The 18,371-nt window shown below is 59.6% G+C and carries 16 protein-coding genes and 1 riboswitch; of the genes, 2 read left to right on the forward strand and 14 right to left on the reverse strand.

What is annotated here, in order from left to right; translation table 11 throughout:
* Positions 1-59: 59 nt before the first annotated feature.
* Positions 60-3,383: a thiamine pyrophosphate-dependent enzyme gene (locus DQ393_RS03315; RefSeq protein WP_112340387.1), complete on the forward strand. Its 3,324-nt coding sequence runs from the start codon at positions 60-62 to the stop codon at positions 3,381-3,383.
* A 156-nt stretch (positions 3,384-3,539) separates the two neighbouring features.
* Here DQ393_RS03315 and DQ393_RS03320 read toward each other — a convergent pair whose 3' ends face one another.
* From DQ393_RS03320 to DQ393_RS03385, 14 genes are all read right to left on the reverse strand, one after another.
* A complete protein-coding gene (locus tag DQ393_RS03320; RefSeq protein ID WP_112340388.1) occupies positions 3,540-4,385 on the reverse strand; it encodes an aspartyl/asparaginyl beta-hydroxylase domain-containing protein in 846 nt (281 codons plus the stop codon).
* A 302-nt stretch (positions 4,386-4,687) separates the two neighbouring features.
* A complete protein-coding gene (gene crcB / locus DQ393_RS03325; protein ID WP_112340389.1) occupies positions 4,688-5,077 on the reverse strand; it encodes a fluoride efflux transporter CrcB in 390 nt (129 codons plus the stop codon).
* A gap of 22 nt (positions 5,078-5,099) precedes the next feature.
* A complete protein-coding gene (locus DQ393_RS03330) occupies positions 5,100-6,467 on the reverse strand; it encodes a voltage-gated chloride channel family protein (protein WP_112340390.1) in 1,368 nt (455 codons plus the stop codon).
* Between the two features lie 115 nt (positions 6,468-6,582).
* Positions 6,583-6,671: riboswitch (Fluoride riboswitch) on the reverse strand.
* A 64-nt stretch (positions 6,672-6,735) separates the two neighbouring features.
* The gene (locus DQ393_RS03335) at positions 6,736-7,566 is read right to left on the reverse strand and encodes a class I SAM-dependent methyltransferase (RefSeq protein WP_112340391.1); all 831 of its coding nucleotides are present in this window, start codon (positions 7,564-7,566) and stop codon (positions 6,736-6,738) included.
* Positions 7,567-7,628: 62 nt separating this feature from the next.
* Entirely contained in the window at positions 7,629-8,672 is a 1,044-nt protein-coding gene (locus DQ393_RS03340) for a Gfo/Idh/MocA family protein (protein ID WP_112340392.1), read from the reverse strand.
* Positions 8,673-8,680: 8 nt separating this feature from the next.
* The gene (locus tag DQ393_RS03345; RefSeq protein WP_112340393.1) at positions 8,681-9,466 is read right to left on the reverse strand and encodes a ThuA domain-containing protein; all 786 of its coding nucleotides are present in this window, start codon (positions 9,464-9,466) and stop codon (positions 8,681-8,683) included.
* Positions 9,467-9,631: 165 nt separating this feature from the next.
* A complete protein-coding gene (locus tag DQ393_RS03350) occupies positions 9,632-9,973 on the reverse strand; it encodes an SMR family transporter (RefSeq protein ID WP_112340394.1) in 342 nt (113 codons plus the stop codon).
* Between the two features lie 19 nt (positions 9,974-9,992).
* Positions 9,993-10,556, reverse strand: a complete 564-nt coding sequence (locus DQ393_RS03355; RefSeq protein ID WP_112340395.1) for a TetR/AcrR family transcriptional regulator — start codon at positions 10,554-10,556, stop codon at positions 9,993-9,995.
* 97 nt (positions 10,557-10,653) lie between these two features.
* Entirely contained in the window at positions 10,654-11,742 is a 1,089-nt protein-coding gene (locus tag DQ393_RS03360) for an ABC transporter ATP-binding protein (protein ID WP_112340396.1), read from the reverse strand.
* Between the two features lie 99 nt (positions 11,743-11,841).
* The gene (locus tag DQ393_RS03365) at positions 11,842-12,717 is read right to left on the reverse strand and encodes a carbohydrate ABC transporter permease (RefSeq protein WP_112340397.1); all 876 of its coding nucleotides are present in this window, start codon (positions 12,715-12,717) and stop codon (positions 11,842-11,844) included.
* Between the two features lies 1 nt (position 12,718).
* A complete protein-coding gene (locus DQ393_RS03370) occupies positions 12,719-13,624 on the reverse strand; it encodes a carbohydrate ABC transporter permease (protein ID WP_112340398.1) in 906 nt (301 codons plus the stop codon).
* Between the two features lie 71 nt (positions 13,625-13,695).
* Complete coding sequence (locus tag DQ393_RS03375) at positions 13,696-14,964, reverse strand: ABC transporter substrate-binding protein (protein ID WP_112340399.1); 1,269 nt, start codon at positions 14,962-14,964, stop codon at positions 13,696-13,698.
* A gap of 236 nt (positions 14,965-15,200) precedes the next feature.
* The gene (locus DQ393_RS03380) at positions 15,201-16,094 is read right to left on the reverse strand and encodes a sugar phosphate isomerase/epimerase family protein (protein WP_112340400.1); all 894 of its coding nucleotides are present in this window, start codon (positions 16,092-16,094) and stop codon (positions 15,201-15,203) included.
* A gap of 7 nt (positions 16,095-16,101) precedes the next feature.
* The gene (locus tag DQ393_RS03385) at positions 16,102-17,142 is read right to left on the reverse strand and encodes a Gfo/Idh/MocA family protein (protein ID WP_112340562.1); all 1,041 of its coding nucleotides are present in this window, start codon (positions 17,140-17,142) and stop codon (positions 16,102-16,104) included.
* 135 nt (positions 17,143-17,277) lie between these two features.
* On the opposite strand from DQ393_RS03385, the gene DQ393_RS03390 reads away from it, so the two are divergent.
* Positions 17,278-18,321 (forward strand): substrate-binding domain-containing protein, encoded by a 1,044-nt coding sequence (locus DQ393_RS03390; protein ID WP_112340401.1) that lies wholly within the window; start codon positions 17,278-17,280, stop codon positions 18,319-18,321.
* Positions 18,322-18,371: the final 50 nt, after the last annotated feature.

The raw sequence follows: 18,371 nt of genomic DNA on the forward strand, positions 1-18,371 counted from the left end.
CAGGGGTCTACCTAGGTCCACGCAATTAATTTGGACGAAAGATTAGGAAAATCATTGAGATGGAAGGGAGGTTTACAACAGAATACCTCAAGCAACTTCACAGAATATTTTTCGTTTCCAGAGAAATAGACCGTCTTGAGCGAGAATTCATCAAGCAGGGCATAGCACATTTCCATGTTTCCGGCGCCGGACATGAGTCCACGGCGCTGCTCAACGAGTTTCTCCAAGACGACGACTGGCTGCATCTCCATTATCGCGACAAGGCATTGATGCTCGCGCGCGGCATGCCCATTCGTGAGTTCTTCTCCAGCCTGCTCGCCACAGCCAGTTCACACTCGGCCGGCCGGCAGATGAGCGCGCATCTCTCTTCCCGCGCTCTCAATATCACCTCCATCGTCGGCCCTGTCGGCAACAATGCGCTGCACGCTGTCGGCGTTGCCGCATCCCTGAAGCACAAGCCCGGCATGCCGATTGCCGTCTGCTGTGTCGGCGACGGCACCACCCAGCAGGGCGAATTCGTCGAAGCGGTCGCCGAGGCCGTGCGCGGCCAGTATCCCGTCGTCTTCGTTATCGAGGATAACAGCTTCTCCATTTCGACAAGAACGAGCAAGCAGACCTTCTTCGACCTGCCCGGCGGCCCGGCCTCCAGCTTTTATGGCGTCGAGATCATCCGCACCGAGGGTGACGATCTGCGGGCCTCGCGCGAGGCCTTTCACAAGGCGGTCCGCCACAGCCGCAACAACCGCACGCCGAGCATCGTGCTCCTCAATGTCGAGCGGCTGTCCGACCACACCAACGCCGACGACCAGAAGACCTACCGCACCCTGCTCGAAATCGAGGCCGGCTCCTCGCGTGATCCGCTGCCGAACCTGCGAGCCATGCTGCAGAAGGCAGGCACCGACGCCGACGCGCTTCGAAAGCTCGAACAGGAATTGACGGCCGAAGTCCAGGCGGAAGCCGCCCTCGCCCGCAAGGAAGACGCGCCCAAGGTCGAACCGGAGGCGAAGGCTCCCTATCCGGCTTCCTTCAAGGGAAAGACTGAATATCGCGGCAATGAAAAAACATCGACCTTGACGATGCGCGAAGCGCTGAATGCGGTCCTCGACAAACAGCTTGCCGCCAATCCCGACGTCGTCCTGTTCGGCCAGGATATCGAAGATCCGAAGGGCGACGTCTTCGGCGTTACCCGCGGTCTCAGCACGAAATATCCCGATCGCGTCCGCAATGCCGCTCTCAGCGAGTCCACCATCGTCGGCACGGCCGTCGGCCGTGCGCTGGCCGGGCAGCGCCCGGTCGCCTTCCTGCAATTCGCCGATTTCCTGCCGCTCGCCTATAACCAGATCGTCTCGGAAATGGGCAGCATGTTCTGGCGCACGGAGGGGGCATGGGAAGCTCCCGTCATTCTGATGGTGAGCTGCGGCGGCTATAAGCCCGGCCTTGGCCCGTTCCACGCCCAGAGCTTCGAGGGCATGCTGGCGCACACACCGGGTATCGACGTCGTCATGCCCTCCAGCGCCGGCGATGCGGCGGGGCTTCTCAATGCCGCCTTCGACTCACGGCGCCCCACGGTTTTCCTTTATCCGAAGGCCGTGCTCAACAATTCCGACGGCCGCACCTCCGAGGATATCGACAAGCACTTCGTCCATCCCGGCCTGTCACGCCATGTTACCCGCGGCCGCGACATCACGCTCGTCAGCTACGGCAATACCGTTTCGCTCTGCGCCAATGCCGCGAGCGCTTTCGAGGCCCAGGGCTTTTCCGTCGAGGTGATCGATCTGCGCTCGATCTCGCCTTGGGACGAGAAGGAAGTGCTGGCGAGCGCCCGGCGCACCCGCCGTCTGATCGTCGTCCATGAAGATAATCGCACCGTCGGCATGGGTGCGGAAATCATCGCGACCGTCACCGAAAAGACCGACGTGCCCGTCGTCGTGCGCAGGCTGGCGCGCTCGGATGCCCACATTCCCTTCAACTTCCGCAATCAGCTCGAAACCTTGCCCTCCTACCGCAAGCTGGTCGATCTGATGGCAGAGGTTCTCGAATGCGAAGTGACCTGGCATGAAGAAGATGACAGCGGCCCGACGGCAGCTATCAAGGCTATCGGCTCCGGCCCTGCGGACGAAAACGTCCTGGTGACGGATCTGCTCGTCAAGCCTGGCGACAAGATCGAGGTCGGTCAGCTCGTTGCCGTCGTCGAGGCGACGAAAGCCTCTGTCGAGATCTGCGCCAATATCGGCGGCGTCGTGCAGGAAGTCTTCGCCAAGGTCGGCGACCAGATCGCCACCGACAGCCCGCTTCTGACCGTCGATGCCAACCGCGATCTGAGCGAACAGAATTTTGCGCTTGCCTCCGAAATCCAGAACAAGTTCGTGCTGCGGCGCCTGAAGTCGCACGTCATCCCGGCGCTGCGCCGCCACACCGGCAGCTTCTCGGAAGTCGTCATCAACGGCATCGGCATCGCCACCGGCGCCCGCCGCGTCACCAACGAAGAGATCATCCACAATTGGCCAAATCGCCGCGCCGACGAGATTCTTGCACTGACGGGTATCAAGAGCCGCTTCTGGGTCGGGCCTGACGAAGGCACGCTGAGCCTCGCGACGAAGGCGGCTCGCGATCTCCTCAAGCAGAACCAGATCTCGATCCACGATATCGATCTGGTGATTGCCGCCACGGGCACGCCTGACATCGCCACGCCGTCGCTCGCAAGCCGCGTCGCGGTTGCCGTCGCCGAAGACGGCGTGCGGCCGTCGCTTGCCGCCTATGACATGGGCGCCGCCTGCTCCGGCTATCTCTACGCGCTGCAGCAGGCCTATGATTTCATTGCCCAGCAGAACGACGCCAAGGTGCTCATCATCACCTCGGAAGTCCTGTCGCCGCTGCTCGACATGAACGATTTCTCGACGGCGATCCTGTTCGGCGATGCCGCAACCGCCAGCCTCGTGACCAGCCGCGACATGGCGCGCAATCCGCTCTTCACCGCAAGCCGTCCGATCGTCAGCGGTCGGCCGGAACCGGGCGATCTACTCTACGTTCCGCTGCCGGACGATGGCGTCATTGCCATGAACGGCCGCTCGGTCTTCACCGAAGCGGTGCATTCGATGACCCGTTCGATCGAAAACGCCTGCGTCGATGCCGGCATCGAGCTTGCCAATCTCGATCTCCTGGTGCCGCATCAGGCCAACCAGCGTATCATCGACACGATTGCCAAGCGCAGTGGCCGCCCAGCCCTCAGCGTCATCGAGACCTACGGCAACACCAGCTCGTCAAGCATTCCGCTCGCCATGCTGCATGTTGCCGACGAACACTCCGAACCGCTCAACCTCGGCCTCGTGGCTTTCGGTGGTGGCATGACGGCAGGTGCTGCAATCGTACGGACAGTGAAATAACCTCAGTTTCATTCCCCTGGCGCCTCGAAGCCTTCAGAACGACGAACGCAACATCGCCGATTTGCCGCACTTCAGCGCTTGCGCGTGACTGAATAAAACAAAACCCCGGGCTCCCTCAGAGAGACCGGGGTTTATGAAGCTAAACAGTCGATAAAATCAGGGTTTCGGGCGGTTTCTAAACGCCTCGGCTTCGGCGTAGAACTTCTTTTCCCATTCCTTGTGGTTGTCGAGACCTTCCTTGATGAAGGGCGTGAAGATCGCCAGGTTCATCAGAGCCCAGTTGATGAAGCGGGCCGGGAATTTCAGCGGCTTGACGAAATCGACGAAGAGCACCACGCGGGTCTTGTCGGTATGGTTCCAGGCTTCATGCTCATAGGCGTCGTCGAAGATCAGCGCCTTGCCTTCCTGCCAGTGGCAAACCTGCTTGTCGACGCGAATGGCGAGCTTGTCATTCGGCTCCGGCACGATGAGGCCGAGATGCAGGCGCAGCACGCCATTATAGGGGCCGCGATGCGCAGGCAGATGTTTGCCCGGCTCGAAGATCGAGAACATCGCCGTCGTCAGGCCGGGAATCTTCTGCACGGCCGCCCAGGTATTCGGGCACGCCTTGATGTTCTGCTCGGACTTCACGCCGAAACCGAGAAGGAAGAACGTCTTCCAGCGCGTATCGGTCGAAATGGTCTTCACGTCGGTGGAGATGTCCTGGAAGGTCGGCAGCTCGCTCTGGCGCAGCAGCACCTTTTCGAGCTCTGCGCGGATGGCCGGATAATCCTTCTCGATCTCGGCCGCCCAGGGGAAGGTCGCGGTGTCATAGACCGGCGGATTGCCGAGCTTGGCATATTTCAGGTTGAGGCTTTCGGCCCAGGCAACGATGCTCATAAAAAAGCGGGTCATGGCGCTCGGACGGTCCATCGGCGCGATGCCGGCGGTGCCGAAGGTCTGTTCCGGAGCAGAAGATTGGTTGGAAGTGGGAGCAGGTGCGCTCAAGGGACTCTCCGTCATGTCTGTCTTTTGGGGCGGTGCGGTCCGGGAGGAGGTTGCCCGGGGAGTCCGCATGCGAATCCCGGAGCGAGAACAGGCTTGTCATTGGGAATGCTTTGCCGGTGCTTATCCTGATCGACGCCCGACTCCTTGTGTTATGCGGTGATCTTAATAGGCGATTATATGAGTTGATTAGTCGAATTTCGCAAGAGAGTCCGTTCGCAACAAACGGTGGTTTGTCGTGGAATGAACCTCTGCGATTCTCAAGAGGGATTCACCTCGGAATCGGCAAAAATGCGGCGAAATCTGCCGACGCCCAATCACTATGCCGTTTGAACCTGAATTATTAGCCGGACAATTGCAAGTCCTGCCATCAGAGCCCCGATCGACAGGAAAACGGACAGGCCGATATAGGCGATGGCCGGCATCCATTGGCCGCGCTCCCAGAGCATGACGCTCTCCAGCGCAAAGGTCGAAAACGTCGTGAACCCACCCAGAAGGCCTGTTGTTAGAAACAACCGCATCTCCTGCGACATACCGCCGCGAAAAGCGAAATACTCCGTCAGCAGCCCCATGATGAAGGCACCAAGCACATTGATGATCAACGTGCCGAATGGAAATTCGACCCCAAGCAGGCGGGCAACGAGCTCATTGATACCAAGGCGGAACGCGCCGCCCAATCCGGCACCGAGAAACACGACAAGATAGAGCACGACAACCTCCGCCGTCCTTGCGTCAAACCTTTCCGACCTTATGGGCATTTTCCCGCCGCGTCTTCAAGCCGCTCTCGCGAATATGGCGAAGCGGTGTATCGGCCGGGATGTTATCGGAAGCACCTTTGGCGATGCCGAGCCGCTGCGACAGATAGATGCTGGTATGGCCGCTGCAGATATAGGCAAGGAAGCATGCCACGGCGAGATAGACCGTATGCGTCGCGCCGAAGAGCTCGATGCCCATGATCATGCAGGCAAGCGGCGTGTTGGTGGCACCGGCAAAAACGGCAACAAAGCCCAACCCGGCAAAGAGATCGGCCGGGGCACCGAGAATGACGGCAAGCGCATTACCGAGCGCGGCACCGATGAAGAACAAAGGCGTCACCTCCCCGCCCTTGAAGCCGGCACTGAGTGTCACGATCGTGAAGACCGCCTTCCAGAACCAGCTCCAGTAATCCACACGGGCAGGATCGAAGAAGCCGAGGATCGTCGCATCGTCAGGGTTGGGCGACCAGACGCCAAGCCCGAGATATTGCCGCGTGCCAAGCAGATAGACGAGACCGATCAAGATCGCACTGGCGATGACAGGCCTGAGCGGCGCGTAAGCGCAGAGCCGCTTGAATGCCGCGGACGCCCGATGCGAGACCTCGCTGAACGAGCGCGCCATCAGGCCAAAGATCACGCCGGCGATGCCGGCCTTGACGAGCAGCAGTGCATCGAGATGGAAGGTGCCGGCTGGCGTGCCGGCGAGATAGCCGATCTGATACTGGATGTGCTCGATGCCCCAGGCATGGCAGGTCCAATCGGCTATGATCGCCGCCGCAAGGCTCGGGATCAGCGCCTCATATTGTATTCGCCCGATCGTCAGGACTTCGAGAGCGAAGACGGCACCAGCGATCGGCGTGCCGAAGACCGCGCCGAAGCCCGCAGCGATGCCCGCCATGAGGAGGATGCGGATCTCGGCATGACTGAGCCGGAAAACCCTCGCAAAGGCGCTGGCAATGCTGCCGCCGAGCTGCACGGCTGTCCCCTCGCGTCCCGCCGAACCGCCGACCAGATGCGTCAGAACCGTCGAAACCAGGATGAAGGGCGCCATGCGCAGCGGCACGCCGCCGCCGGGCTCATGGATCTGATCGACGATCAGATTGTTGCCGCCTTCCGATCCGCGGCCGAAGTGCTGATAGACCAGCACCATCAGGAAGCCGGCAACCGGCATCAGGAAGATCAGCCAGGGATGGTCGAAACGCGCGGCCGTCGCCTTGTCCAGGCTCCAGAGAAACAGAGCGCAAAGCGAGCCGACGACGACCGCCATCGGTACGACCAGAACTATCCATTTGAACAGGCTGCGAAACTGCTGAAAGCGATGATGAAAATAGGCGGAGGCGGACATCAGTTTGCCCCTCCCGCAAAGCCGGCGGATGGCCCCGCGGGGACGGTGGATAAATGACACGAATGGGATAACGGTAGAAAGACAGGCACGACTCTACTCCTTCGCCTCTCAGGCGCGTTGAGTAGGAGTCATCAGCTTCCCTGGAGAAATCAGAGCAGCGGTTCGGCCACCATGGCCCGGCAGAAATCCATTACCGTTATATTTTCCATACAGACACAGGCCCGCCGCTGTCAATGGACCGTGGCGAACCGCATCCGGCACAATGGCCTCAAATGGCTTTGGCAATCATCTCGATCGGCGCAAGCAGGCCGCCCTCTACCGACACGTTGACGTTACTCATGCGCTCGCCAGCCCGCGGACCCATCAGCGTACGGACACCCTGGTCTCGCACACCGCCGGCCGCAGCCGCCCTGGCGCGCGCTTCATGTGCCAATCGGATTGCGAGAGCGCTGCGGTCCTGCTCGAGCTCGACCGTGAAGCCGGCTTCGTCAAGCAGATAGCGATAGACATCGGGGCTGCGGACGAAACTCGTTTCCGGTTCCATCGCCCAGGGCATCGGATAGGGCAGCGTTCCCTCCCGCATCTGCATGATCTCATAAAGCCCGAAACGGCCACCGGGCTTGAGAATGCGCCTGATCTCGGAAAACAGCCGAGCCTTGTCCTCGATATTCATGCCGACATGGATGAGCGTCGCCCGGTCGAAACTGCCGCTCTCGAAAGGCAATGCCAACGCGCTGCCCTGCCGAAAGGAAACCAGATCCTTGAGACCGCAGCGGGCCGTCAGCGAATTGGCGACCTGAACGAATTCTTCGGTGAGATCGATTCCCGAGACGATGCATCCATAGGAATCGGCAAAATGGCGGCCAGGCCCGCCGAGCCCCGATCCGATATCGGCAAGTCGCAGGCCGGCGGAAAGTTCGAGATCCCTTGCGAAATCAACTGTCGCAGCGTGCCGCCCCAGATGGAATTCATCGATATCGGTCAGATCGCGGATGCGCAGGTTGTCGATATCCTTGCCCTCGGCAGCAAGCGTTTGCAGGATCGCCGTTTCCAGCGATCCATGCGTATAGTGGCTGGCAACTTTTTCCTCGGTAGACATGCACGCACTCCCAAGGCTTGGCCTGAAGATGGACTATTGCATATTAAACTGCTGCAGCGCCATCAGACCTTCAGTTCGCGCCGTTCGACTTCCGTCACCATGGCAAGATCCAGCACGCGCTGCAAGTTGGCCGCATGGCGGAAGCTCGGGTCCTGGCTGCTGCCGATCATGACAGCTTCAGCGAAGCGTTGATAATTGGTCAGGACCGGCTGCACTTCAAGCACCCTCCACGTGGCCGTTTCGGTGTCATCGCCAAGGCAGCCGCGCAATTCGGAACCGTTCGGGCTATGGGAGACTTCCAGGCCGCCGCGCTCGCCATAGATGCGCAGCTTCAACTCATTTAGATGCCCTGTCGCCCAGCGGCTCGCATGCACGACGCCGAGCGCACCGTTGGCAAAATCGACCGCCATCGAGAAGCTGTCGTTCGCATCAAGCGTATATTCGCCGATACGTTCACCGGGCGCTTTCTCGAAGGTCTTCAGACGGGCGAAGACGTGATCGATATCCGTCGCGGCGCCATAAGCGGCGAAATCGAGGATATGGATGCCGATATCGCCGAGTACGCCGTTCGAGCCATGCCCGGTCGACAGCCGCCAGAGCCATTTGGATTCACTGCGCCAGTCCCCCCAGGCCTTGGAGACGAGCCAGCTCTGCAGATAGGATGCCTCCACGTGCTTGACCGTGCCGATCTCGCCGGAGATCACCATCTCGCGGGCTTTTTGCAGTTGCGCGACATTGCGATAGGTCAGGTTGACCATGTTGATGACCCCTGCCCTTTCGGCGGCTTCCGTCATCTCGAGCGCCTTTTGATAATTCTCCGCGAGTGGCTTCTCGCAGAGAACATGCTTGCCGGCGGCAAGCAGTGGCAGGGTCGTCGGATGGTGAGCCTTATCCGGCGTGACATTGGTCGCCGCATCGAATTCGCCCCAGGCAAGCGCCTCGTCCAGCGACAAAAAGCGCTTCTCGATATCGAACGTATCGCAAAAGGCGGTGAGCCTCGTCGCATCCGTATCGACGGCGCCGACGATTTCGACGCCAGGAATACGGGCGAAATGCTCCACATGGTTCTTCGCCATGCCGCCCGTGCCAACTACTATGAGACGCATATGATACCTCAGCGATAACCGGCTTCGCCGGCCTGGTGCAGTTTCGGGCCGCGTTCGACGATCGGCTCCAGTGCTTTTTCGACCGGTACGTTCGGCGCATCATGGATGCTGGCCTGGGTGCCGAGTGGGTTGTAGGCCCACTTCACGGAATTGATCAGGACTTTCTGAACCGTGCCGTTGTGATAGGTCGGATAGGTTTCGTGACCCGGGCGGAAATAGAAGATGTTGCCGGCGCCGCGGCGCCAGGTCATGCCAGACCGGAAGACTTCGCCGCCCTGGAACCAGGAGATGAACACGGTTTCCAGCGGTTCCGGAACGGAGAACTGTTCGCCGTACATTTCCTCATTCTCAAGCTCGAAATGCTCGTCAAGACCGGCTGCGATCGGGTGGCGGGGATTGATGACCCAGAGGCGCTCACGCTCACCGGCTTCGCGCCACTTCAGCGCGCAGGGCGTACCCATCAGGCGCTTGAAGACTTTGGAGAAATGGCCGGAATGCAGAACGATGAGGCCCATGCCCTCCCACACCCGCTTTGCCACACGCTCGACGACTTCGTCCTTGACGGCGCCATGATCCTTGTGGCCCCACCACAAAAGGACATCGGTATCTTTCAGACGGGCTTCGCTGAGGCCATGCTCCGGCTCCTGCAGCGTTGCAGTGGACGCTTCGATACCGGCGTCGGCGTTCAATGCCTTGGCGATGGTATTGTGCATGCCCTTCGGATAGATCTCGGCAACGACCTTGTTTGTCTGCTCATGAATGTTCTCGCCCCAAACGACGGCACGAATAGTCATTTCGGCACTCCTCTTATACCATTGAAATTGAATGGGTTTATGCGATCCAAAGCGCTTTGGGAAAGCGCCGTACTTCAAGCCTCCATCAGCCCGCCCGCGGCAAGAGATAAAGCCTCCCCGTGAATTTGACAAAGACAAAAACGACCATAGACAACACCTGTGTTTTCAGTGCGACACGGATTTTGAAAAGAGATTGACGACGAGTACGCCGGCAATGATCAGACCCAGGCCAATGACAGCGGCAAGGTCAAGTTTCTGGCGGAAAAGCACGACCCCCACCATCGAAATCAGCACGATACCGAGCGCACTCCATATGGCGTAGGCAATGCCAACCGGGATGACGCGCAACGTCACCGAAAGACAATAGAAGGCGGCCGTATAGCAGATCACCAGAACCACCGTCGGGCCGAGGCGGGTGAACTGCTGCGACATCTGCAATGCCGTCGTGCCGACCACCTCCAGCACGATCGCGACCAGCAGCATTGCATACACGGATGCGTTCGCCATTCCATTGTCTCCGATAAGGTTAGAGCTGGGTCAGCTCGATCAGCCGGTTAATCAGCTTCTGACGGGCGCTTTCGTCCATGTCGTGGCTGCCAAGCAGGTCGGCGAGCCAGATCCCATCGGCCGCCAGCCTGACGATTGCCGCGTCCACCGAGGAATCCGTGCCGATATATTCCTCGCTGCGCTCGCGCACCCATGCGTGCCACCGCTGCCGCAATTGCGGCTCGGTCAGCAGCACCATCGTCACCTGCGCCCAGTCCTTCGTACCTTCGGGCTGATCGCGCAGCGCCAGGCAGGCATGCAGGTAGCCGCGGGTAAAGCGGCCATGCGGCAACGGATCGGCGCGCATCGCTTTCTCGATTGCCGCATCCAGCCGCTCCAGCAGGCTGTCGAACAGCGCTTCCAGCAGCATGTTCTTGCTGGGAAAATGATGCAGCAAACCGCCCTTGCTGACCCCGGACGCGCCGGAAACGGCGTCCAGCGTCACCGCCGTCATCCCCTTTTCGGAAGCAAGACGCGCCGCGACCTCCAGCAACTGCTGGCGGACGAACAAGGGCTGCTTCTTTCTGTGGTGCGCGGTGGACATGGCGATATAACATACCAGTTGGACGGTTTCGTCAACGGCCGACTTGATTGCCTCTGAACCTTATCGAACGTGGCTGATCTTTGTGTTCCTCCCTCCCTTAGTTTACGGAATGATGGGCCGCATCATTCTCATCGAAGATGCTTACCTTTGCGGCATCGACGGTGAAGGCGATCGGCGAGCCGGTCGTGATCGTCGTCATGCCGGGATCCGTGCCGATGATCTTCGAACCGTCCTTGAGCCGGACGTGAACGAGCGAACGGTCGCCCAGGCGTTCGATGGTCTCGACCTGCCCCCCGATATCGCCCTTCTCCGCCGTCGTAACGACCAGATGTTCCGGACGGATGCCGAGCGTCAGTCCGGAATTCGAAAGGCCATTGAGCGCAACAGCCGTCTTGATGATCGAACCATCCGGCAATCTCGCAGTCGCCAGCCCGCCTGCCTCGCCAACTTCTGCTATATTGATGAAGTTCATCCCCGGCGATCCAACGAACTGGGCGACGTAACGCGTCGCCGGGCGCGTATAGATCTCGACGGGGGTCGCCACTTGCTCGATCTTCTTGTTGTTCAAGAGCACGATACGGTCGGCAAGCGTCATCGCCTCCACCTGGTCATGGGTGACGAAGACCATGGTCGCGCCCAATCGCTCATGCAGCTGCGCCAACTCGACGCGCGTACGCGTGCGCAGGCCGGCATCGAGGTTGGAGAGCGGCTCGTCGAAAAGAAAGACGTCAGGCTCGCGCACGATGGCGCGGCCGATCGCGACACGCTGGCGCTGGCCACCGGAGAGTGCCGAGGGCTTGCGATCCAGCAGATGCGGCATTTCCAGGATCTTCGCAGCCTCCTCGATGCGTCTTGCGATCTCGTGCTTGGGCGTTTTGATATTTTTCAAGCCGAAGGACATGTTGTCGCGAACGGTCATATGCGGATAGAGCGCATAGGATTGGAAGACCATCGATACGCCGCGCTCGCCGGGCGGCAGCTGGTCGACCCGCTTTCCGCCGATCCAGATCTCCCCGCTGGTGATCGTCTCGAGACCTGCAATCATGCGCAGCAAGGTCGACTTGCCGCAGCCCGAGCCGCCGAGGAAGACGACGAACTCGCCGCGCTCGATCGTCAGATCGATGTCGTTCAGAACCTGCACGGCACCGAAATGCTTGGTGAGGGATTTGATATTGATACCTGCCACTTTACGCCTCCTGCGGAAAATCGAACTTATCGAACTTATCGAACTTGCCATTCGTCGCGCCCGCCCGGCGGCTTTCGCCGAACGGAGCTTCCGCATTGGTTATTTGACGGCACCTACCGCGACACCGCGCGTCAGCGTCCGTTGGAAAATAAGGAAGAAGATGATCGTCGGCGTTATGCCAAGCAGAGAAGCCGCCGCAATCGCAGTCGGATCCTGCGTATTGGCGCCTGTCAGCACGCCCATGGCAACCGAGATTGTTTGATTGTTGTTGGAGACCAGAAACACAAGCGGGATCAGGAATTCGTTCCACGTCCAGATGAAGAAGAAGGTCGCAAGCACCGCGAGCGTCGGGCGCAGCACCGGCACGATCACCATCCAGAGAATCTGCCACCGCGTCGCATTGTCGATCTGCGCAGCCTCGATGATCTCGCGCGGGAAGGTCGCCAGCACCGAAGACAGAAGATAGGTTCCGAATGCGGTATGCAGCACGCCGATGATCAGGATAACCGAGAGCATCGAGTCGAACAGGCCGACCTGCTTTGACATATAGTAGAGCGGATAGACCAATGCCTCCTGCGGCGCCATAATGGATATCAGCAGCAGGACGAGAAGCCCTTGCCCGCCTCTAACGCGTCCTATGCCGATGGCATAGGCATTCAGGAGACTGAGGACGACGGCCAGAATGGCGGTGCATCCGCTGATGAGAATACTGTTGAAGAGCTTCCGGGGGAAATCGACGGTCGCCCAGAAGTTCTTGAGTGCCGTCAGATCGAAGCTGTGAGGAAGAGCAAGCGGACCGTTGGCGGCATAGTCGGAAGGCGTCTTGATGGCGTTGACTGCCGCGAGAAAGAACGGAAAGAGCGTGCCAGCAAGGAAAACCAGCAGAATGCCTAGAACGACCCAGCGGCCGAAGCCCCTTCTTACGCGATGCTCCGTCGAAGCGATGTGTGTGGAAATCGAGGATGCCGTTGCCATCTCAATGCCCTCCTTCGGCCTGCTTCGACTGCATACGCAGGAAGACAATGCCGAGTATGATGGTCATGACCGTCTGCAGCGTCGCGATGGCTGCCGCATATCCGACGCGATTCGTCGTGAAGAAATGATAGTAAGACAGGTAGGATGGAACCGTCGTCGCATTGTCCGGTCCGCCTGACGTCAGAACATAGATCGGCGCAAAGACCTTGAGGGCTGCAATCAGCGTCGTCAGCGCGACGACGAAAATTTCAGGCATCAGCATCGGGATTGTGATGGCGCGGAAACGCGCGAACCAGCTCGCATTGTCGAGCTCGGCGGCCTCGTAGAGCGAAGGATCGACGCGAGCCAATCCGGACATGAACACGACCAGGCAATAGCCCACCTGAACCCAGACGATGACGGCCGAAACCGCCCACAGCGCATAAGTGGCATCTCCCAGCCAGTTCTTCGCCATGAAATCGAGGCCGATTGCCTTGAGCACCGCATTGATGATGCCGATGGGGTTGAGAATCCATGCCCACAATACGCCGGCTGCGGTCAGCGGCAGGATCTGCGGCAGGTAGAAGCCTGCGCGAAAGAAGCTCGACCATGTCTGGCTGAATTGTGCACTGATATAATCGAACAGCACCGCCGCCAGCACCAGCCCCAATATGATGGGCACGATCGTCATCGAGATGATGAACAGCAGCGTATGCTGGATGGAACCCCAGAAAGCCGCATCGTGAAGCAGCCGCTGGTAATTCTCAAAGCCAACATATCGCGGCGGAATGACGCCGCCCTTCCATGTCGTGAAGCTGATGGCGAAATTGGCAATCAGCGGAACGAGCACGACAAGAACAAACCCCAGCACGCCGGGGATCATATAGAAATAGTACCCCGCCCTGCCGGCGCTCTTCGACTTATCCATCGAAATCCTCCAGTCCGATACGGCAAGGCGGCATGAAAGCCGTCTTGCCGTTGTGATTGTCGCCGATGGTATTACTGCGCCGCCTGCACGTCGTCGTAGGCCTTCTTCAGACGCTCCGCGAACTGATCCGGCGTGGTCGAACCGTTGACCAGACCCGTGGTCGCCTGGATCAGCAGTTCGTAGTAGCCAGGTACCGGCCAGTCCGGATAGAAGCCGAGGCCGCCCTTGCTGGAGATCTGGTTGAAGAGCTCGACATTACGCTTGCCGACCTCATCGGTGACCGAGGCCGGATCGGCGGCAATGGCAACGCCACCGAGATTGGCCTGCAGGTTCTGGTTTTCCTTGCTCAGGACGAGATCGATGAACTCGTAGGAGAGATCCTTGTTCTTGGCGCTCTTCGGCACCATGAACAGGTTGCCGGTCGAACCCACGCTGTACTTCGGGGTCGGGAAGATGAACTGGCTCCATTTGAAGTTCTTGATCGAGCTCGCGAAATTGCCGTTGTTCCAGGTGCCGCTGACGAACATCGGAGCTGTGCCGGACGAGAAGAGATTGTCGGCGCCGCCGGTACCCTTCAGGCCGGTCGAGTCCTTCGAAATATAACCCTTGCTCACCCAGTCGGCGATCTTCTGAGCGGCAAACAGGAAGGGTTTGGTATCGAGCGGTGCCTTGAGCCCCTGATAGTTCTTGACCCAGGTGTCGTCGGCTTGCGTCAGGGCCAGCGTATAGACCAGATGCTGCGCGTTGGAATCCACCGTACCATAGGCAAGCGGCGTAACGCCCTTCTTCTTGAAAGTGTCCAGCGCGGCTTCGAACTCGTCCAGCGTGGTCGGCACTTTCACGCCGTTGGCCTGGAACATGTCGATATTGTAGAAAACCGAAACGAATTCGCCATAGACCGGGATGCCGACAATCGGACCGGAGCCGTAGATGCCGTTGCCATCATATTTGCTGAGCTGGCTATTGGTTTCGTTGAGGATCTTGTCCCATCCGCGCGATTTGAATTGATCGTCGAGCGGCGTCAGCAGGCCCTGCGAGGCGACGAGGCCAGCCGTGGCATTGCCCTTGTTGTATTCCAGGATATCAGGCGCCTGATCCGAATTGAGGATGAGGCTGCCTGCCTTCTGCAATTGCTCGAAAGTCTTCTGTTCGAAATTGATCGTAACGTCGGGATGCTTGGCTTTCAGCTCTTCGAGCGCCTTGGTCCATGCCTTGGCCTGCGAAGTATCCGGCAGTTCGAACCACCAGACGTTAAATGTCTTGCTCTGCGCTTGCGCCACACCGGCGGCAAGCAGAAGCGACATGCCGGCAGAGATCGCCAGCTTCGAAAAAATATTCATACATTCTCCTCCACCATGCGAACCGTGACGGTATCTGTCCGATGACATGGCCCGCGCTGCCATCGGCGTTTTCCTCTCACCTGCACCAGCGCCCGCCTATCCCATGGGACAAGGTGCGGACGCTCGACAGTTCCTCCGTTGGGGTATCCCGTCATGCCCTAAGCGTCGATCACTCAGGACATTTCATTAACGCACAACTTGCCTCTTAAATCGATGCGGTTTTGCAAATGCATGCATTACTCGACGAAGTCCCCACCCCGGCTTGCCTTGAGATAGTTCAGGCCGTGAACCTGGCCAGTCATTTCCAGCGCATCGCGATAGACGGGATCATGCCAGCCTTCGATGTCGATCGAACCGGACCAGCCGGCGAGGCGCAGCTCGGAAATGATGTCGGTCCAGTTGCTGTCGCCAAAGCCCGGCGTGCGCATGAAGACAAACTTCTCCTTGCCGAAGATGCCGTGCTCCTTGATGACATCCCAGCGGATGGTCGCATCCTTGCCGTGAACGTGGAAAATCTTTTTCGCCCACTTGCGGATCTGCGGCAGCGGCTCGATCAGATAGACCATCTGATGGCACGGCTCCCACTCCAGGCCGATATTGTCGTTCGGGGTCTCGTTGAACATCAACTCCCAGGCATCCGGATTATGCGCGATGTTCCAATCGCCGGTCGCCCAGTTGCCGTCCATGGCGCAATTTTCGAAGGCGATCTTGATGCCCTTGTCGGCCGCACGCTTGGCAAGCTCGCTCCAGACCTGCTTGTAGCGCGGCAGGCTGTCGGTGAGCGGCTGGTTGCGGATACGGCCGGTGAAGCCGGCAACGCAGGTCGCGCCGAAATGATGGGCGTTGTCGATGCAGTCCTTCCAGCCCTGCAGCGTCTGCAGGTCCATCTCACGCTCTTCGAGCGGATTGCCGAACATGCCGAGAGTCGAGATCGTGATGTCGCGGTCGCCGATGGCCTCGCGGCAACGCTTGCCGAGTTCCGCAAGGTTCTGGCCGTTGGTGCTCTGCCAGAAGAACGGCTCGAAACTTTCGAAGCCCAGATCGGCGATCTTGGCGATGTTCTCTGCGGCATCCTCGTTCGTCGCCCTGATCATCGTGCCGATGCGGATGGCCTTTGCCGGATTTGTCATGATGTCATTATCCTTGTGCTGAAATGTCGACGCGCCGGCCGGTCTTGGCGCTCTCAATGGCGCCTAAGACCATGGCAAGGCTGCGAATATTGTCAGAGCTCGCCGTCTCGGGCGGCCTGCCGGTTTTGATCGCTTCGATGAAGGATGCGATGACGCTGGCGTGGCCGTGCGTCTCCTCTTCATGTTTCGGCCCGGGGACCTCGATCGGCGTGAAGCCGTGCAGCAGACCCGGCTCGTTGCCGGCAATGGCCGCTTCGAAATTCTCCTCGCCGTCCCAGGTCAGCATGCCCTTGCTGCCCGTGAGCCGCCATTGGCTTTCCCAACTCGTGCGCCGGCCCTCGGCACACCAGGAGCCGCGATAGCTGAAGACGACGTCGTCGGAAAAATCGAACAGCGCATGCGCCGATGCGCCATGCTTGTACCAGGAGCCCACCGGGTTCTTTTCAAGGCAATAGACCGAGAGCGGCACCTTGCCGGACACGAAGCGAGCGGCATCGAAGGTGTGGATCGCCATATCGAGCAGCAGCACATTGTCCATTTCCTCGCGGAAGCCACCGAAATGCGGACCCAGGAAGAAATCGCAATGAACGCCCGTCAGTTCGCCGATCGCACCCTCCTCCACCAAGCGTCGCAGGCGACGGATTCCGGAGATAAAGCGGCGGTTCTGAATGATGGCGTGGACCTTGCCGGCTTCAGCGGCGAGATCGATCAGCGCGGCGCCCTCTGCGAGCGACGTCGCCATCGGCTTTTCGCTCAAGACGTGACAACCGGCCTTCAGCGCCGTCGAAACCACGCCGAAGCGCGCTGCCGGAATGACGATATCGAAGACCAGATCCGCCTTGGTGGCAGCAATGACCTCGGCGAGATCGAAGCCGATGACGGCACCGTCCAGAGAGAATTCTTTCGCAAGGCTTTCAGCGGTCGCTCGATTGAGATCGACCAGACCGACGATCTGAATGGATTCAGCGAGCGCCGGCGTCGAGGCGATGGCCCTGAGCCAGCCCTTGGACATAGCTCCGCACCCGCACAAAATGGCATTAAATTTCACGATGTCCTCCTGCGGGCCGTGCATTACCCCTCATGACACGCGCTCCGTAAACGTTTACGATACTATGCGAAAAGATTTTCCTGTGTCAATAGAGGAGGACTCTGGAAAATGGCGCATGGAGGAAAACTGCGGCCGATGAAGGGAATTCGTCAGCTTGCCGAGCATCTCGATATCTCGATCGGCACGGTATCACGCGCATTGAACGGCAAGCCCGATGTCAACGAGGAAACCCGCAAGCGCGTTCTCGCCGCTGCCGAGCAGCTCGGTTACGTGGCCAACCAATCGGGACGCAGCCTGCGACAGGGCACCACCAACGTCATCGGCCTGATGATCCAGTCCAGCCGGGAAACGGTTGAAAACAGCGACAATTTCTTCCTGACCGTGACGGGCGGGCTGCAAAGCGTCTTCTCGCGGCATAACCTCGATTTGATCATGCTCCCGTGTCCGCATGACGAAGACCCTTATGAATATCTGAAGCGTATGGTTGCGCGGCGTATTGCCGATGCGATGATCATTTCGGAGACGCAGCGTGTCGACAAGCGCTTCGATCTGCTCGCCAAGGCAAAGATCCCGTTTGCAGCGCTTGGCCGCAGTCTTTCCGGCGCGCAGCATGCCTGGGCCGACCTCGATTTTGCCGGCGTCGCCAATGCGGCCGTCGACCGGCTCGTCGCACACGGACATCGCCGCATTGCCATCAGCGCGCCGGCAAGCGATATCAATCTCGGTTTCATCTTCGTGGAAGGCTATCGCCGGGCGCTGGAGCGGCACGGCATCCCTTATGATCCTGCTCTGGTCCTTCGCGCCAAATCGAGCGAACAGGGTGGTTACCAGGTTGGCGACGAACTGCTGGAGCTGCAAGACAGGCCGACCGCCGTGATCCTGATCTACGAATTGATGGCGATCGGCTTCTATCGGCGCGTGATGGAAGCCGGCATCATCCCTGGGCGCGATATTGCGGTCGTCAGCTTCCGTGAGGCGCCGCGCGCCAAATTCCTGCAGCCGGCGCTGACCTGCTTTCGCACGTCCGTGCACGATCTTGGCGTCGAACTGGCGGAAATCCTGCTTTCCAGCATGCCCGCCTATAGTCAGGAATACCCCAGGAAGACACGCCAAACGGTGTGGCCGCTCGAGCTCATCCCCGGGGAAAGCGATGCATTTCATCTGACGACCGAAAGATAAGGCAGCGCCGAAACGCCGCACAGCCATTCCGAGGTTGCGACTTCGCCCGT

It is taken from the genome of Martinezella tropici, assembly GCF_003287875.1.
GTDB classification, from domain to species: domain Bacteria; phylum Pseudomonadota; class Alphaproteobacteria; order Rhizobiales; family Rhizobiaceae; genus Rhizobium; species Rhizobium tropici_C.

Excerpts from the sequence above, each read along its gene's own strand:
- DQ393_RS03315 (WP_112340387.1), top strand. The coding sequence starts at position 60 with ATGGAAGGGAGGTTTACAACAGAATACCTCAAGCAACTTCACAGAATA.
- DQ393_RS03320 (WP_112340388.1), bottom strand. The coding sequence starts at position 4,385 with ATGACGGAGAGTCCCTTGAGCGCACCTGCTCCCACTTCCAACCAATCT.
- DQ393_RS03330 (WP_112340390.1), bottom strand. The coding sequence starts at position 6,467 with ATGTCCGCCTCCGCCTATTTTCATCATCGCTTTCAGCAGTTTCGCAGC.
- DQ393_RS03335 (WP_112340391.1), bottom strand. The coding sequence starts at position 7,566 with ATGTCTACCGAGGAAAAAGTTGCCAGCCACTATACGCATGGATCGCTG.
- DQ393_RS03340 (WP_112340392.1), bottom strand. The coding sequence starts at position 8,672 with ATGCGTCTCATAGTAGTTGGCACGGGCGGCATGGCGAAGAACCATGTG.
- DQ393_RS03345 (WP_112340393.1), bottom strand. The coding sequence starts at position 9,466 with ATGACTATTCGTGCCGTCGTTTGGGGCGAGAACATTCATGAGCAGACA.
- DQ393_RS03350 (WP_112340394.1), bottom strand. The coding sequence starts at position 9,973 with ATGGCGAACGCATCCGTGTATGCAATGCTGCTGGTCGCGATCGTGCTG.
- DQ393_RS03355 (WP_112340395.1), bottom strand. The coding sequence starts at position 10,556 with ATGTCCACCGCGCACCACAGAAAGAAGCAGCCCTTGTTCGTCCGCCAG.
- DQ393_RS03365 (WP_112340397.1), bottom strand. The coding sequence starts at position 12,717 with ATGGCAACGGCATCCTCGATTTCCACACACATCGCTTCGACGGAGCAT.
- DQ393_RS03370 (WP_112340398.1), bottom strand. The coding sequence starts at position 13,624 with ATGGATAAGTCGAAGAGCGCCGGCAGGGCGGGGTACTATTTCTATATG.
- DQ393_RS03375 (WP_112340399.1), bottom strand. The coding sequence starts at position 14,964 with ATGAATATTTTTTCGAAGCTGGCGATCTCTGCCGGCATGTCGCTTCTG.
- DQ393_RS03380 (WP_112340400.1), bottom strand. The coding sequence starts at position 16,094 with ATGACAAATCCGGCAAAGGCCATCCGCATCGGCACGATGATCAGGGCG.
- DQ393_RS03390 (WP_112340401.1), top strand. The coding sequence starts at position 17,278 with ATGAAGGGAATTCGTCAGCTTGCCGAGCATCTCGATATCTCGATCGGC.